Below are 12614 nucleotides of genomic sequence, written 5' to 3'. Positions count from 1 at the left end.
GAATCTTAGAATTATTTTGACTGGATCTATAAAAAAACGCACGAGAACGTGCGTTTTTAGGAATTGCAGTTAGACCGATTATGCGTCTAATTGTGCTAAAACTTCATCAGAGAATTCAACGTTGGTATATACGTTTTGAACATCATCTAAATCTTCAAGCATATCAATCATTTTCATAATTTTTTTCGCTTGATCGATGTCTGTAATTTCTGCTTTGGTCGATGGACTCATAACCACTTCAGCATTGTCAGATTTCAAACCTGCTGCTGTTAGCGCATCTTGAACTATACCAAAAGCTTCTGGCGTAGTAATAACCAAAATGCCATCTTCAGACACTTCAATATCTTCTGCGCCAGCTTCTAAAGCCACTTCCATCACTTGATCTTCTAAAGATGAATCTTCAAATGAAATTTCACCACGTTTGGTGAATAGGAATGCTACAGAACCATTGGTGCCTAAGTTACCGTCAGTTTTAGAGAAACAGTGACGTACATCTGGCACGGTGCGGTTTAAGTTGTCTGTCATGGTTTCTACAATAACCGCAACACCACCTACACCATAACCTTCATAGGTTACTTCTTTAAGATCGTCGTTATCTTCACCGCCTGCACCACGCTGGATGGCACGGTTAATGACGTCACGTGTCATGTTAACTGAAAGTGCTTTTTCCACAACAGCACGTAAACGAGGGTTACTTGCCGCATCTGGACCGCCGAGCTTTGCAGCAGTTGTTAATTCACGAATAAATTTGGTAAACAACTTACCACGACTAGCATCTTGTTTGGCTTTACGATGCTTAATGTTGGCCCACTTGGAATGACCCGCCATGCGAACTATGCTCCTTACAGATTGGCAGTATGCCTATCAAAATTGCGCCCATTCTAACATAAGCCCTTTTTTTAGATAAAGGGCAGAGTTTTAGGTTTTTTAAGTGTTGCTTTGAGTTGTTTTTGGCTCAGGAATGACAATATCTAAGCCCACTTGTTCTTTATATAATTGTTGGATAAGTGCCATATCGTGATCTAAATCTGTCGGATAGATTTTGCCAAAAATCCCACCTTGTTTGGTTTGTGAGTTGGCATACATTAAAACGATAGGCACATTGGCTGCTTTGGCAATATGCCAAAAACCTGTACGAATTGGCTTGCGGGCTTCACCTGTTTTTGCGCGAGTTGCTTCGGGTGCGATGACCAAATTGAAATGTTCATTTTGATCAAAAAGTTCGACCATTTGCGACACAATATCTTTGTTAGATTTACGGTCTACTGGAATACCGCCGACTTTTTCTAAAATAGGTTTAAGTGGCCCTTTAAAAAGCTCTTTTTTGATTAAAGTATGAATTTTAATATCATAAATTTGGAACAGAGCAAGCGAGAGGATTGCATCCATCATTGAGGTGTGTTCAAAACCGACGATCACTTGTTTATTTTCGAGGATGTTGGGTTCTACCTGATATTGCCATCCTGCAAGTTTGAATGCGGACTCGCCTATAAATTTTTTCAACATAGATTTAACAGCTGATGAATCTGGAAATGCATAATTTCTGCTTGTTTTATATAAGAGTCAACAGAAAATTGTTTGAAATATAGCAATCTCAAGTGATGCAGTTGATATAGCGTTATATCTTTTATTGGTTTTAACTCTAAATACTTTGTTTTTAATATTAAAAATATATGAATTGAGAGAAATTAAGTCTTAAATTGAGCAAAAATGCACTATTCAAATGATTTGTAAATCATTAGACTTTGGTCGTAATTAGCTATGATTCTATTCATCATTTCACTATTCCACGCATCATGGAAGGATACTAAAGTGGCTTATTTGACGACTTTTCTTGTGGCATTGACTGTGTTGTTATTGGTCTTGGTATGGTCAATGTTTGAGTTGTTTTTAGAAGTGCGTAAAGAGAAGCGTTTAAAGTTGCATCGGGCAATGTTTCGGAAAGTGAAGGTGTAGTTTTTATATTTCAATAATAATCAAATTCGTCTGCTGACTATCTATACAGCAATTTCTGAAAATGGCTTGTGTTTTTAAAAAATCTTCGCTAGTATTCTTTGCGCTTGAACTTGTTGAAATATAACAAATTCAATTATAGGGCCTATAGCTCAGTCGGTTAGAGCAGCGGACTCATAATCCGTTGGTCCCCAGTTCAAGTCTGGGTGGGCCCACCATATTAAACCTCTTAGATCATTGATTTATGGGGTTTTTTATTACCTGTTGTTTTTAGACCATCGGATTTTTCGGTCTATTTTGTGGTCCATCCGTTTGATAGTCCGTTGGTCTGTATCCCACATGTAAATTTATCCCCCACTTAACGTTTTCTAGCACTTCGGCTTTCCACTCGATCTACGATGAAGATGAATCTTCTGCGATCTAGGTCATCGAGGCGTAAAGCGTGTGGAAAACGAAAAGGCTTGGGGGAATTTGGACTTTTTGTTGTTTGACCTTTTCCCCCTATCTGCATAGGGGATTTCTGATTGAGGTATGGGGAGTTTTTAATAAACAACTTGATCTGCTCTAGAATTGGAGTGCATCATAATTACATGTACAATCAGAATTAAAGTCGTTCTGAAAATATAGCTAATGATTAAAGCACTTAAATCTAAAGAAAAAGCAAAAATTGTAGTTCATCGAATACTTAGTGATAAGCAGCCAATTGATCAAATAAAAAAAGAATTGACTAATAATGATGAATCTGAATGGTTTCGGGTCAGTAAATTAGCATATAAAAATTATTATCAAGAACAACGAAAGCAAAGAGAGATAGATGCTAGATCACCTAATGTTGCGTGTACAAATCTTGACGAGATTAAGGAAATATTAGATTTAAACGGTAAGTTAATTGAGCATGCATTATGCATAACAACACAAGTAACGAAACACGATCTAAGAACCATTATGGATTTAAGTCAAGACATTCCTAAAAATGAGCACAAAATAAGTGATTATTTAGGCAACTTAACGATGGAGCCTAGATGGAGATCATTACAGAAAAAAGGTAGATTTGAAGATTTCCCATTCAATGCGTTTTCTAGAATAATAGAAGCTTCTGTCCTTTCATATTATAGTCAGAACTATATCTCTTCATTTCTCACACTAGTGCCAGTTATAGAGGGGACTCTTTTACGTTGGATGGGATATAACGGTAATGGGAAAAAACCTGAATTCGAAGACTATAGAAAATTTTTTGAAAATTTCCATGTACGTCAACCATGCCCAGGGAATGTATTATTTTACGAAATTTATTCAAAAGCGGCTCTAAGTATTCTCACGAATCATTTTTATAAACCTTCGGATCAAGGAAATGCATATTCAAATTTTAACAGACACTTAGCAGCACATCTGTTAAACGACTCACCGTTTGCAACTAAAGAAAACTGTATACGCCTTTTTATCTTATTAGATATACTTTCATTATTATATTTTTATGAAAATAAAGGGTTGGATCGTCAATTCTATTTAACACCAGAAGACATAGGCTCAACTTTTCATGTTTATACATTATGCCAGCACTCTAAAAATAACATTCATGAACTTTTAAATGTTTGATATTTATTGTATTTATATAAATTTTAAGCATATATTATCTTCATGGTCTTTAACCAATAAAGGAGTGACCATGAAAAAGCACTATCCAAAACTCGAATCTGTATCTAAAGTCATCGAGACTCTTCCACATCCCCAATGTAAATCTATAGCCAAAGCGATTCGTGTCTGCAATGATAAAAAGACAGACTTACCAACAAAGCTTTGTGCTGTTGCTCTTGTGTTTATTTGAATGGGGAAATCGATGATTATCTTGCAACAATGGTTGACTAAGCAACGTCAGGCAAAAAATCTCAGTTTGGAACAATTGGCAGATCGGTTAAATAAACCATTTACCTATGTTCAGGATGTAGAAAGCGGAAAATATCAGTTGGATGTTGTGGAGTATTTATTCTACTGTAAGGCTTTAGACATTAACCCTAATCACGGAATTGAACTGATTCAATCAAATCTAACCTCAATCTAGACGCTCAGTCTTGAGACTCTAAGAGCATCTGTTCAATCAAAAGCAATCCATCTTGTGGATTCACACCTAGCTTACGGCAATACCAAACATATTCAACCACGTCTAAACGTCGTTCACCTTGTTCAACTTTCTGAACAAACGAGTGTGGTTTATCCATGCGTTCTGCTAATGCGCGCATAGAAAATTTTTGGTCCTGTCGTGCTTGCTTCAACCAGTTCGTCAAAGCCTTCACTTCATTTGTATAGATGCTTGTTGTCATGGGCATATTATCGACACATTGCCTCAATGTACCCAAAACAGGTACAATGTGTTGATTTGAACTCGTAAGTTGAGCTTAAGCTATTACTTTATAATCATATTTAAAGGAAATTGTATGGGGTTTTCTAACCTAGTCAGCTCCGCTTTAACAGCGGTAGCAACGTTATCAGGTAATCCTGATATACAACGTGCAGCAAACTCTGCCAATGATCTAGTTGTGTCATATCAAACGCAGCAACAGCAAGCAATGGCTGAACGTATATTGAAATCTCCTGATGGGATTATTCCTGTCACAGAAAAAGGAGTCACTGTTTGGCGAGCATTGCAATATAACGAGAATGGAGAAGTTGTTGGCTTTTCTGACTTTAGCAGCAAAGAGGAATATTTATTGTTAAAGCAACAAGAACTCAAAGCTCAGCAATTGAGACAGCAACAACATCAAGCTGAACAAGCGGAAGCTCAACGTAAGTATGCAAGTCAACAGACCAAGAAACAAGGTGACGTATCTATCTCCGATATTGATGCCTATGGACAAACACTAGGCGGTTTAGAGCGAGCAGTCATGGCTTGCTCAAAATATCGTGAAAATACGCCCCCTTGGAATGACTGTATTTACCGTCAAGTGAATTAATTAGATATAGGAATCATTTATGAAAAATATCAAACTTCTATTCTGCCTTTTAGCAGGTTTAGCTATTTCTAATGTCGCATTAGCAAAGACTGAACAAGTCATTCTTAAAAAGAACATCGTTTTTAGTGGTGAAGCAATAATTATCCAAACAACCAAAGGTGAAGTTATATTGAATGCTTATATGCTATCAGACAAAGTAGCAAAGCAAATGAAACCATTTAAAAAGGGTCAATGTCTACAGATTCAATCTAAAAACGGATTTTTCAAAGATACCAATGATGGTCAGTACATTCAAAGCATTCAACCATGCGTGAAGAAGTAAAAGCTCTTCAAAAGAATAGGATTATTTATGAAAAAAATACTGTTTGTAGCATTATTGGCTGTTACTGGATTCACTTATGCAGCACCGAATGTATGGCAATCTGACTATGCTCAAGGCTTCTCTGAATATTCAATTCAAGATGTCAAGGGCAATACGCTTTGGGTGACTTGCAACGAGGGTGCGGGAGATATGTTTGATCATTCTGTACGCTTCCAAACACCGAAGAATAGCTATGCAAACTCTGATTCCAAATATCCTTTAACTTTCTTATTGGATGGAAAAACCAAAGTGGCTGCATCTGCTTCTACTAAGTGGCGCAATGGTGCAAATGCTTGGTATGAACTTTCACAAGGAATTTCTAAAGCCAAAAAAATTGATGTGTACCTAAACAATAAAAAGGTCACAACATTTACCCCTAATCAACAAAGCATCAAATCTGTAGCGAAACATATCGCTGCATGTGAAGCAATGTTCTAACCCACAATTTTAAATTTAGGTCCCGATGTGCTCTTGCAGTACATCGGGATTTTTTATACTTAAAGGAAGCCATTATGCAACCAAGAATTTTTGACAAAATGAACCAGACTCTCATTAAAACATGGAGTTGTAATAAGTTATCGGACAGAGCTAAAGGTCAGCTTAAATATCAACTCTGGCAAGATAATGACGATCAAAGCTTTGGTATCGCCCTAAGTGAAAATGAATCATCAGGTGGATTCAGTACAGAATTGATCAAAGTTGAGCAGATCATTTTAACCTTACAGAAGCTTTATCACTCAGCAAAGCCATTCCATGCTGTTGCATTGAAAGAATTATTCGTAGGCAAGTCAGTCAACAATGCAAGTTTTCTAGGAGCTGCTTTAGTTGATCAAGGTGTAATCCGACTGCATCCACAAACTGCACGATTACTTGAAGTAAATAATGAATATGAACTTTGGCCACTTTCATTTGATGATGCTGTACAACAAAGTTCATCACCCTCTGAACCTTCTCATGATATTAAACCTGCAAGTGGGAAACGCGGTCCTAAACCAAAGAATCAACAATCAACTCAGATTGATGACTCAGATGTCTTAGCCAATGTGGGGGATGAAAATGCAGTACATCAAGAGCCAATCTGACTTACAGCAAGTATCAGATGATTCAATTCGAGCAAGTATTTCACTGCACATGCAGACACTCGAACATCAGTATGATGAACCTTATCAAGCCACCCTGTATGGGTGGTTTGTTATTTGTGAAGATGACAATGATTTAACTGAGCCTTTTCCTGAGCTCAGTTTCAGCCTATCTGAAAAACTGTCATTAGGTGAAGTTGAATTTGTTGAGAAAAAGCATGATTGGTATGAGGTGTATATCATGCTGAACGACAATGAAGGCATTTTGATCTATGTACCGACTGAGATTTTAGAGCGCCATAAAATCAATCAAATCTAAACCTCTTCACAGACCACCACCCACACAATTTTCTATTAATTTTTATGTGAGACTTATTTATGACAAGGCAACGACTATTCGCTTTGGGTCAAGTTGTGTCTACACCCAATGCTTTGGCTTTTGCAGAGAAACATCAAACTGATTTACTCCAATTACTTTATCGTCATCAAACGGGTGATTGGGGCGATTTAGAAGATGAAGACAAAGAATCAAATGAGGAAGCATTAATTAATGACACTCGGATATTCTCTAGCTATTCGATAGCTGAAGATAAAATTTGGATCATCACGGAAGCTGATCGTTCTTTAACGACATTCTTGATGCCAAGTGACTACTGACTTAACCGTAAAATAGACCCCAAGACCGTTCTGGCCTTGGGGTGATTTTGTATCGTTTTAAGTGAGACAACCAATGATGCTTTACACAAATAACCTGTCGGACGTTCTACTAGTCCTTAGGTTTAAAATCTGTATTTTCTTCAGTATAAAAACCTTGAAGTCTAACTGAAGATTGAACGATTTTTAATTTGTACTGTGACATATTAACTTCATCACGAAATTTTTTAAAATAACGATTAAATGTTCGGTTGGTCTGATTTTTATATTTTGAATATTCCTTATAAAATCTTTCGCGTAAATCAGGTGTTGAATCAAAACCATCATTATTTAAAGTAAAACTCAAAAATAAATTTAGATGTTCCTGTTGGTTATTTAATTGTCGCCAATTTTCAATTTTCACCTTGTTAATTTTGTGATGAATTAAAACCTTGTCTGGATTTTTTATTGCAAACTCAAAATTACTTTTATAGCGATATGCAGTCGATTGATGGCATTTATTTACTTGCTGTATCTCAGCGATAGAAATCTCAGGATTCTCTTGTAAAGCATCATAGATATTCTTTGGGAAATATATTTTCTTCATGAAATTGATTAATAAATGAGCACTTGATTCACCTATATTTTACCTGAAAAGTGGTACTTTGTAAGCACCAATCCTTAGGACATATCGAATGAGAATGGATGGTATAAACACAATAAAATGTTTAATTACAAATACTTAAGTTAAATTAAGGCTTGTTTTCAATGACCGTTTTGCTATTCTTATTTGGCGGGTGAGCACAGGGAGCAAAAAATGCCTCAGATTCCACCTCAAGTAATTAGCGCAGTTTATAGCTGTCGTTAAAAATTTCTAAACTACATAGGTAAATGAACATGACTACATTCGATGCAAATACAAATGATCAAGGCCAAACTGATTTTGTTGCTTCTTTAGATCAATGCGAAAACGATGTTTTTCAAAATGATTCACATTTTGATATTTATGATGACTCTATTAATTACGATGATTTTGATAACGTTCTTGATATTCAAGAACGAATTGAATTCAGTAAAGTACAGGCTTATTTTAACGAGCGAGAAATTGATCAATCTCAGATTTTAAAATTAGATGAATCATTGACTAATATTCAAGAGAAAAATGAGTTTGATAAAGTTAATGCGGAATGCAATATTATTGTTGAAAAGGATAAAATTGCAGATTCTAAATTCTGTGAATTTTTATTTAATGCTTATTGGCATCTTGCCACACAATATGTTGTGAAAAATAACATTGGCTTATTGAAAGTTAATGAAGCCAAAGATAAATCAATCTGGTGTAGTGGCTCTTGCAACTCATCAAGTCAAAGCATTCCTGACTCTCTTGATTCTTTAGAATTGACTTTGTCCAGATTGAAGCCAGCGAAAATCGTTTATCTACAAAGCACAAATTACGCGAGTGATATGTGTAACGATTCTGTATTCGGGTTTGGTCTTTATTTGTTTGATGAAGCCAACAACCTTATTACTAAATTGGTTTACAAGTTTTTTGATGAAAGCATCGCCCCTGAAAATGCTCGTAAACTCAATACACCAACTACTTTTGAGCAGCTAGATGACAGCTCAAGACCTTTCTTCTAAGTCGTAATTTCATCGGCCTAGCTTAACTATCTAAACGCACTTATTTTCTGATTCTCTGAAACATGGTCTCATGATCAGGGGTAAGTGCGCCTTTTTTCTACAAAGAGAGCCATATGAACACACCTTTCCCACTTAAATCATCAACGAATTTTGGGCTGTCACAGTTCTTCAATATCGAACAACTCACGCTACCAGAGAATAAATCCAAAGTCGAAATCTCGGTTCCCAACGTGAAAGGACTAAAAGTTGTTATTTCTAATGCAAGTAAGACTTTTATGTTCAGAGCTGTCTTTAAGGGAAAAAAGATCAGCACGACATTAGGTAAATATCCAGAATTTTCCGTACAGCAAGCAATTAGTCTTGTAGATAGCTACCAAATTATGCTGAGTAAAGGTATTAATCCTCTTGAGGAGAAAGCACGTATTGAAAATATCCCTAAGCTTGCAGATTTCTTTTATAAGGTCTACATGCCTATGGCGAAGTTAAATAAAAAGTCTTGGAAGGATGATGTTTCAAGGTTCAAGAATCACATTGAACCCACTTTAGGCAATATCCAGTTGAATCAGATTACAGCAGCAATGCTCAGTGATTTGATGCTTGAAATCAAAACCGAAGATCGTGCCAACGCAACAGTCAATCGAACACGAGCACTATTAAGTAGCATGTTCAATGTGGCTTTTGAACGCGAGATCATCGAGCAGTCTCCGATGAGCCGTGTAAAAAAACTGGTTGAACAGAATCAGATTGAACGTTATCTCAGTGATGATGAGTTAAAACGTTTAATGCATGTTCTAGCCAATCATCACGCTCATGACATCGATAACCAAATCATTGTTGGTATTGTGGAAATGCTGTTATTGACTGGAGCTCGCAAAGGTGAAGTGTTGAATCTCAAATGGAGTGATTTAGATGAGAACAACCATCTTTGGAAGCTCAATGAGAATAAATCAGGTAAACCGCGCATCATTCAGCTCAATAGCGAAGCTCAGCAAGTGATTCGCAAGATGTCACGAAAGTATCTGTATGTGTTTGCCAATCCGAAAACTGGACTACCTTTTAATGATATACGCAAAACTTTTCAGAAAATTCTAGAAGCTGCTCAGATCGAAAACTTTCGTATCCACGATTTACGCCACAACTTTGCCAGTATGGCCGTAAACAATGGTTGTGACATTTATGTGGTTCAACATTTGTTAGGCCACGCTTCTCCAACTACGACTCAGCGTTATGCACATCTTCGCCAAGATACGTTACGTAATGCCTCTGAAATGCTCGCTGAACGTATCAACAGCGCTCGTCCAAATATCTAAATCTTAATTTTTAAAATTGTCAGGGCATATCGCAAATCGATATGCTCTAAGGAGTTCTCATGTCTAAAACCACCTTACAGCTCAGCATTGGCCAATATTTAGCTTCAATTGGTATTGAAGTCGAACCGAATCAATCTACTTTCTTAGTTGCTCCAACGGGTGCAGGAAAGACGACTCTCACTATGGAGGAGTTAAAAGCTCGATTTAAACTAGTACTCATTCTAGTGCCTACTCAAGCTAAAGTTATGGAGTTACAACACGAATATTCAGGAAAAACCAATATTATTTCTGAGTATTTGTTTTTTTGTTCAAATGAAAATCCTGATGAAACTATTCGTAAATTCAAAGGTGCCATTGTTGCGACCTATGACAAATCCGATAAAATCTTTCAATTACTGAGTAATTCTCAAAAGAAAGAAGCTCTACTCGTCATTGATGAAGCTCATAAATTATATTCTGCTGGTTCATTTAGGGATGAGGCTTTAACGCCTATAATTTGGCATCTACAAAAACGTTCGATTCCAACAAGCTTATTCTTAACTGCAACTAAAACGACAGAGCTATTTGATCAGCTTAAAATAGAGATTGATCAAGAAATTTTTGTGAAGCATAAAAATCCTCCTGTGCGTGATATCCGTGTTACCTCTTTACCAAATGGGGACCAATACACAGCAATCGCTATAATTGAGCAGAAAGTTAGAGAACTAATCAAATCATCGGATTCATCAAAAGGAAAATGCGGAAAAACAATTATTGTACGTGTCAACTCTAGGGATAAATGCGAGAGCTTTAAGCAATACTTTGAGCAACGCTATAAACTTAACTGTATTGTGGTACATAGTAAAACCAAAGGTTTAGCAGATGTTAAAGAGATTTTTGAAACACAAAAAATTCCAACTGGTGTAGATATCGTATTTACAACCTCAATCATGGATGAAGCTGTCAATCTGAATAATCCTGAGATTGAAATTGATTCAGTATTTGTTTTAGGTAAACAGGCTCATGTTGAAGAATTGGTACAATTTATTGGTCGATTGCGCATTGCAAATGTACCTTGCCACATCTTATTGCACACTGGTTTGACTAGATCTGATCAAGACCCTGAAAAACTACACCGTAAGCACCAAAAACGCTTGGATGACTTTATTACTCGTGTCAATGATATTGCTCATGCATTAGCAAGTTTAGCTGAAGACTATAAGTTTGATTTCCAAGACAATGAAAAACCAAGCATTTATGATAAAGTCAATCGAATGAATGAAAGTTTCAAAGATTGGTTTGATTGTAAACTTTTTGCCGTATATCAAGGTAAATCAATTCAGAATACGGCCAGTCTTGTTTCAGCCTTGTATTTAATTGACACAAGCTACTTTTATAGTAGCTATGAATATATGGTGTGGCGTATTAAGCAATTCTTGCCGAACTGTAAAATTCAATTCTGCGAAGATACAACAGCTACACCTAGTAATATCACTCATTTTTTTGATGAGCAAAAAGTTAATGCTGACAAGGCTTATGCTGAAAGTATTAACCCTGCGCTCAAAATATTCCTTGAAAACTTTCAGAAAGGTCATCAAAAACCTGAATCTTTAAAACAATTCTCTACTAAGTTTATCGAGCATAAACAGCAAGATGAGGATTACATTGATAATTTAGCCTATTACTATAATGATCAACTAGCTTATCCTGATAAAGTTGCGCAGATTCTGAATGAAACTGTCTATTTAGCTCAGCATATTGGCAATATACATGATATTCATCAGATCCTTACTCAAAAAAGATTTAATGAGATTGTTAAAGTAACTGCTGCATATAAAGACAATGAGTTTGTGCGGAATCTAACTCATAAGTTTTACAAGCTTAATCCCGAAAGATACTTAACCAATCAGTACCAACTGAAAGGACCACAAGCAAGTAAATTGCTGTGTAGTACTATAAAGGCTGTGCAGAAACAGACAAACCTTCCAATGAAATCCATCATTAAAGCTTATCTTATTAAGGGGATGACTCATGATCCTATTTCTGATTCATTTGAAATCGAAGAAAGCAAAGCACTTAACTATCTTGCAACATATTTTGATGTCAAAGATCGTAACAAAAACAAGCCTGAACGACGCTATCTTGAGTTTCAAGGGATTGCTCTAGGTGGTTTTGAATATTTGCATCTAAAAGATTGGCAAAGCAAACATCTTGCGCCTAAAGAGCCATTTATTATGGATGGTAAAACCTATGATGCTTATACAGGTGCGACCAATATGATACGTAAGGCTACTCAGGAAGAGGTCGATGAATTGTTTGCTTAAGTTGGCCAAATCAGCTTCTTAACTTGATTCCAACTTTCGCATAGGCCAATGTCCACAAATAAGTTACTTTCAGCTCTCACGCTTTCATAGGAGGCTCTATCTGAAAGTAACTTATTTCTGCACGATGTAGCAGAATTTTTGTGGGGGGATTTTTTTCTAGTGATGGAAAATTTTGGGAGTATATTATGTTCCATCGTATTGTGTGGAAAGCATTAGGGGGAGTTTTGTTATTTTTATCATTTAAGTTGACAAAAATAACTAATCATGCGAAAAAGTTTTTTTAGTTAACAGATGTTCACACATGCCTCGAATTGTTTCTGTACCACTTAGTTTAGAACAGCGAGAACGACTCATTTTTCTGGCCAAGCATGCAAAACATTGGCGTG

Annotated in this window: 17 protein-coding genes, 1 tRNA gene and 1 pseudogene; 15 read left to right on the top strand and 4 right to left on the bottom strand. The window is 36.3% G+C overall.

All coding sequences use genetic code 11. The features are described from left to right. Positions 1-78: 78 nt before the first annotated feature. Positions 79-828, bottom strand: a complete 750-nt coding sequence (locus tag E0H79_RS07870; RefSeq protein ID WP_070155957.1) for a YebC/PmpR family DNA-binding transcriptional regulator — start codon at positions 826-828, stop codon at positions 79-81. Positions 829-927: 99 nt separating this feature from the next. After that, complete coding sequence (locus tag E0H79_RS07865) at positions 928-1506, bottom strand: 1-acyl-sn-glycerol-3-phosphate acyltransferase (protein ID WP_131261328.1); 579 nt, start codon at positions 1504-1506, stop codon at positions 928-930. A gap of 306 nt (positions 1507-1812) precedes the next feature. Between E0H79_RS07865 and E0H79_RS15265 the strand changes: the two genes are divergently transcribed. The 5 genes from E0H79_RS15265 (at position 1813) to E0H79_RS07850 (ending at position 4012) form a co-directional block, all read left to right on the top strand. Further along, positions 1813-1956 carry a hypothetical protein gene (locus E0H79_RS15265; RefSeq protein WP_154320842.1) on the top strand — a complete coding sequence of 48 codons (144 nt, stop codon included), beginning with the start codon at positions 1813-1815 and terminating at the stop codon, positions 1954-1956. A 138-nt stretch (positions 1957-2094) separates the two neighbouring features. Further along, positions 2095-2171 (top strand) — tRNA-Ile (locus E0H79_RS07860). A 412-nt stretch (positions 2172-2583) separates the two neighbouring features. Then, positions 2584-3549, top strand: a complete 966-nt coding sequence (locus E0H79_RS07855) for a hypothetical protein (RefSeq protein WP_131261327.1) — start codon at positions 2584-2586, stop codon at positions 3547-3549. Positions 3550-3619: 70 nt separating this feature from the next. Then, positions 3620-3778: a hypothetical protein gene (locus E0H79_RS15260; RefSeq protein WP_165382332.1), complete on the top strand. Its 159-nt coding sequence runs from the start codon at positions 3620-3622 to the stop codon at positions 3776-3778. A 12-nt stretch (positions 3779-3790) separates the two neighbouring features. Continuing rightward, a complete protein-coding gene (locus tag E0H79_RS07850; RefSeq protein WP_131261326.1) occupies positions 3791-4012 on the top strand; it encodes a helix-turn-helix domain-containing protein in 222 nt (73 codons plus the stop codon). A 4-nt stretch (positions 4013-4016) separates the two neighbouring features. Here E0H79_RS07850 and E0H79_RS07845 read toward each other — a convergent pair whose 3' ends face one another. Further along, the gene (locus E0H79_RS07845; RefSeq protein ID WP_032011982.1) at positions 4017-4271 is read right to left on the bottom strand and encodes a helix-turn-helix domain-containing protein; all 255 of its coding nucleotides are present in this window, start codon (positions 4269-4271) and stop codon (positions 4017-4019) included. 114 nt (positions 4272-4385) lie between these two features. On the opposite strand from E0H79_RS07845, the gene E0H79_RS07840 reads away from it, so the two are divergent. The 6 genes from E0H79_RS07840 to E0H79_RS07815 all read left to right on the top strand — a co-directional run bounded on the left by E0H79_RS07840 (position 4386) and on the right by E0H79_RS07815 (position 6998). Then, on the top strand, positions 4386-4901 hold the full coding sequence (locus E0H79_RS07840; protein ID WP_032011980.1) for a hypothetical protein: 516 nt from the start codon (positions 4386-4388) through the stop codon (positions 4899-4901). Positions 4902-4920: 19 nt separating this feature from the next. Next, complete coding sequence (locus tag E0H79_RS07835; protein WP_131261325.1) at positions 4921-5223, top strand: hypothetical protein; 303 nt, start codon at positions 4921-4923, stop codon at positions 5221-5223. Between the two features lie 27 nt (positions 5224-5250). Next, the gene (locus E0H79_RS07830) at positions 5251-5700 is read left to right on the top strand and encodes a hypothetical protein (RefSeq protein ID WP_131261324.1); all 450 of its coding nucleotides are present in this window, start codon (positions 5251-5253) and stop codon (positions 5698-5700) included. 74 nt (positions 5701-5774) lie between these two features. Beyond that, the gene (locus E0H79_RS07825; RefSeq protein WP_131261323.1) at positions 5775-6344 is read left to right on the top strand and encodes a hypothetical protein; all 570 of its coding nucleotides are present in this window, start codon (positions 5775-5777) and stop codon (positions 6342-6344) included. After that, complete coding sequence (locus E0H79_RS07820) at positions 6319-6660, top strand: hypothetical protein (protein ID WP_131261322.1); 342 nt, start codon at positions 6319-6321, stop codon at positions 6658-6660. Before E0H79_RS07825 ends, E0H79_RS07820 begins: the two co-directional genes overlap by 26 nt. A 59-nt stretch (positions 6661-6719) precedes the next feature. Next, complete coding sequence (locus E0H79_RS07815; RefSeq protein WP_032011975.1) at positions 6720-6998, top strand: hypothetical protein; 279 nt, start codon at positions 6720-6722, stop codon at positions 6996-6998. Between the two features lie 109 nt (positions 6999-7107). Here the strand turns inward: E0H79_RS07815 and E0H79_RS07810 are convergent, their stop codons facing one another. Further along, positions 7108-7581, bottom strand: a complete 474-nt coding sequence (locus tag E0H79_RS07810) for a hypothetical protein (RefSeq protein ID WP_131261321.1) — start codon at positions 7579-7581, stop codon at positions 7108-7110. A 290-nt stretch (positions 7582-7871) separates the two neighbouring features. Here E0H79_RS07810 and E0H79_RS07805 point away from each other — a divergent pair, with 290 nt between their 5' ends. The 4 genes and pseudogenes from E0H79_RS07805 to E0H79_RS07790 all read left to right on the top strand — a co-directional run. Then, on the top strand, positions 7872-8615 hold the full coding sequence (locus E0H79_RS07805; RefSeq protein WP_131261320.1) for a hypothetical protein: 744 nt from the start codon (positions 7872-7874) through the stop codon (positions 8613-8615). Positions 8616-8728: 113 nt separating this feature from the next. Continuing rightward, positions 8729-9925, top strand: a complete 1197-nt coding sequence (locus E0H79_RS07800) for a site-specific integrase (RefSeq protein WP_131261319.1) — start codon at positions 8729-8731, stop codon at positions 9923-9925. Positions 9926-9984: 59 nt separating this feature from the next. Then, positions 9985-12228: a DEAD/DEAH box helicase gene (locus E0H79_RS07795; protein WP_131261318.1), complete on the top strand. Its 2244-nt coding sequence runs from the start codon at positions 9985-9987 to the stop codon at positions 12226-12228. Positions 12229-12529: 301 nt separating this feature from the next. After that, positions 12530-12614 (top strand): annotated as a pseudogene (locus tag E0H79_RS07790) (helix-turn-helix domain-containing protein); the annotation flags it as partial.

Source organism: Acinetobacter sp. ANC 5045 (genome assembly GCF_004331005.1).
Taxonomy (GTDB): domain Bacteria; phylum Pseudomonadota; class Gammaproteobacteria; order Pseudomonadales; family Moraxellaceae; genus Acinetobacter; species Acinetobacter towneri.
This window is presented reverse-complemented; position numbering and strand designations above follow the sequence as displayed.

Excerpts from the sequence above, each read along its gene's own strand:
- E0H79_RS07840 (WP_032011980.1), top strand. The coding sequence starts at position 4,386 with ATGGGGTTTTCTAACCTAGTCAGCTCCGCTTTAACAGCGGTAGCAACG.
- E0H79_RS07865 (WP_131261328.1), bottom strand. The coding sequence starts at position 1,506 with ATGTTGAAAAAATTTATAGGCGAGTCCGCATTCAAACTTGCAGGATGG.
- E0H79_RS07835 (WP_131261325.1), top strand. The coding sequence starts at position 4,921 with ATGAAAAATATCAAACTTCTATTCTGCCTTTTAGCAGGTTTAGCTATT.
- E0H79_RS07805 (WP_131261320.1), top strand. The coding sequence starts at position 7,872 with ATGACTACATTCGATGCAAATACAAATGATCAAGGCCAAACTGATTTT.
- E0H79_RS07870 (WP_070155957.1), bottom strand. The coding sequence starts at position 828 with ATGGCGGGTCATTCCAAGTGGGCCAACATTAAGCATCGTAAAGCCAAA.
- E0H79_RS07855 (WP_131261327.1), top strand. The coding sequence starts at position 2,584 with ATGATTAAAGCACTTAAATCTAAAGAAAAAGCAAAAATTGTAGTTCAT.
- E0H79_RS07810 (WP_131261321.1), bottom strand. The coding sequence starts at position 7,581 with ATGAAGAAAATATATTTCCCAAAGAATATCTATGATGCTTTACAAGAG.
- E0H79_RS07845 (WP_032011982.1), bottom strand. The coding sequence starts at position 4,271 with ATGACAACAAGCATCTATACAAATGAAGTGAAGGCTTTGACGAACTGG.
- E0H79_RS07815 (WP_032011975.1), top strand. The coding sequence starts at position 6,720 with ATGACAAGGCAACGACTATTCGCTTTGGGTCAAGTTGTGTCTACACCC.
- E0H79_RS15260 (WP_165382332.1), top strand. The coding sequence starts at position 3,620 with ATGAAAAAGCACTATCCAAAACTCGAATCTGTATCTAAAGTCATCGAG.
- E0H79_RS07795 (WP_131261318.1), top strand. The coding sequence starts at position 9,985 with ATGTCTAAAACCACCTTACAGCTCAGCATTGGCCAATATTTAGCTTCA.
- E0H79_RS07850 (WP_131261326.1), top strand. The coding sequence starts at position 3,791 with ATGATTATCTTGCAACAATGGTTGACTAAGCAACGTCAGGCAAAAAAT.
- E0H79_RS07800 (WP_131261319.1), top strand. The coding sequence starts at position 8,729 with ATGAACACACCTTTCCCACTTAAATCATCAACGAATTTTGGGCTGTCA.
- E0H79_RS07825 (WP_131261323.1), top strand. The coding sequence starts at position 5,775 with ATGCAACCAAGAATTTTTGACAAAATGAACCAGACTCTCATTAAAACA.
- E0H79_RS07820 (WP_131261322.1), top strand. The coding sequence starts at position 6,319 with ATGCAGTACATCAAGAGCCAATCTGACTTACAGCAAGTATCAGATGAT.
- E0H79_RS07830 (WP_131261324.1), top strand. The coding sequence starts at position 5,251 with ATGAAAAAAATACTGTTTGTAGCATTATTGGCTGTTACTGGATTCACT.